Source organism: Rhizobium giardinii bv. giardinii H152 (genome assembly GCF_000379605.1).
GTDB classification, from domain to species: Bacteria; Pseudomonadota; Alphaproteobacteria; order Rhizobiales; family Rhizobiaceae; genus Pararhizobium; species Pararhizobium giardinii.
Window position 1 is genome coordinate 1 of the sequence record NZ_KB902750.1, and the last position, 1,663, is coordinate 1,663.

At 55.1% G+C, this 1,663-nt stretch carries 1 protein-coding gene and 1 pseudogene; both read right to left on the reverse strand.

Annotated elements, in window-relative coordinates:
* Window positions 1-115: 115 nt before the first annotated feature.
* Window positions 116-863, reverse strand: a pseudogene (locus tag A3AY_RS36820) (amino acid ABC transporter ATP-binding protein).
* A gap of 93 nt (window positions 864-956) precedes the next feature.
* Window positions 957-1,640 (reverse strand): ABC transporter permease, encoded by a 684-nt coding sequence (locus tag A3AY_RS0132995; RefSeq protein ID WP_018329938.1) that lies wholly within the window; start codon window positions 1,638-1,640, stop codon window positions 957-959.
* Window positions 1,641-1,663: the final 23 nt, after the last annotated feature.

Below are 1,663 nucleotides of genomic sequence, written 5' to 3' on the forward strand. Positions count from 1 at the left end.
AGTTTGTGCCGGTCTTCAGCCTCGAGTGTCGAAACACTGAAGCGAATGTCAGAAGCACGTATCTTCAAAACGACATGTGTCGATCAGGTGTGTATCCGATCGCCCGGAACCGTCATCAATGAAGGATCTGCCTGAGGAACAGCCGGGTGCGCCCGTGCTGGGGATTGTCGAAGAATTCGGCTGGCGAGTTCTGCTCGACGATCTGGCCTTGGTCCATGAAGATCATGCGGTTTGCAACCTGACGGGCAAAGCCCATTTCATGGGTAACGCAAAGCATTGTCATGCCTTCTTCGGCAAGCGAAACCATGGTGTCGAGCACTTCCTTGACCATTTCCGGATCGAGCGCCGAGGTCGGCTCATCGAACAGCAGGATTTTCGGCTTCATGCACAGCGAGCGGGCAATCGCAACGCGCTGCTGCTGACCGCCCGAAAGCTGGCCTGGGTACTTGTTGGCCTGCTCGGGGATCTTGACGCGCTTCAGGAAGTGCATGGCGGCTTCTTCGGCCTGCTTCCTCGGCATCTTGCGAACCCAGATCGGTGCAAGCGTGCAGTTCTCCAGGATCGTCAGGTGCGGGAACAGGTTGAAGTGCTGAAACACCATGCCGACTTCACGGCGCACTTCGTCGATCTTCTTCAGGTCGTTAGTAAGTTCGATGCCGTCGACGACGATCGTACCCTTCTGGTGTTCTTCCAGCCGGTTGATGCAGCGGATCATCGTCGACTTGCCGGAACCGGATGGGCACGGCGATAACGATGCGTTCTCCAATCCCCACGTTGAGATCGATATCCCTCAGTACGTGGAAGTTTCCGTACCATTTGTTCAATCCCACCAGGCGAACGGCTTGTCTCTGTGCGTCGGTCATTTCAAGACCTTATAATGCTGCCACAGCTACAGAGCGGTGATCCGTTGTATTTATTGCGGGAGCACTTCAAGCATCAGTTCCAATGGACATGACTCAGCGCCCCGGAATGGCTGTTCGCGTTTCAATGAATCTGAAGATCTGTCCGAACACCGCACCGAGGACAAGATAGATGGTCCCGGCGATGAGGAAGGTTTCGAATGGTGCGTAGCTACGGGCAACAAAGACACGGGCCGATCCAGTCATCTCCATGACGGTCACGGCGCTGGCGAGAGTAGATCCCTTCATGACAAGAACAAGTTCGTTGCCGATAGCGGGCAGAACCGCGCGGTAGGCCTGCGGAAGGACTATTTTTACGAGAAGGACGCCGTAGCGGATTCCGAGCGCCTTTCCTGCTTCCCATTGTCCTGGTGGCAATTGACGGATTGCACCTGCGAGAAGTTCCGCGGAATAGGCTGCGGAATTTAGGCCGATCGCTAAAATCGCGCAGTAGATAGGGCTACGAAGTATCGGCCACAGGACACTGTCGCGGACGACCTCGATCTGCCCCAACCCATAATAGATGATGAACAACTGCACGAGCAGGGGACTGCCGCGCACAAAGAACGTGTAGGTCGAAACAGTCAGACGGATGGGTCGTCGTTCTGATGTCAGAGCAAGCGCCAACGGCAGGGCTAGAATTTGCCCGAGGCAAAAGCTGGCGATCGTGATCAATAGGGTAAGAAGGAAGCCGTCTTTGACGGCCAGGAAGGCTGGTTCAAACAGATCGACGGATAGCATATTTCATCTCAAGTGCGATGTGA

Coding starts and splice junctions, on each gene's coding strand:
- A3AY_RS0132995 (WP_018329938.1), bottom strand. CDS start 1,640: ATGCTATCCGTCGATCTGTTTGAACCAGCCTTCCTGGCCGTCAAAGAC.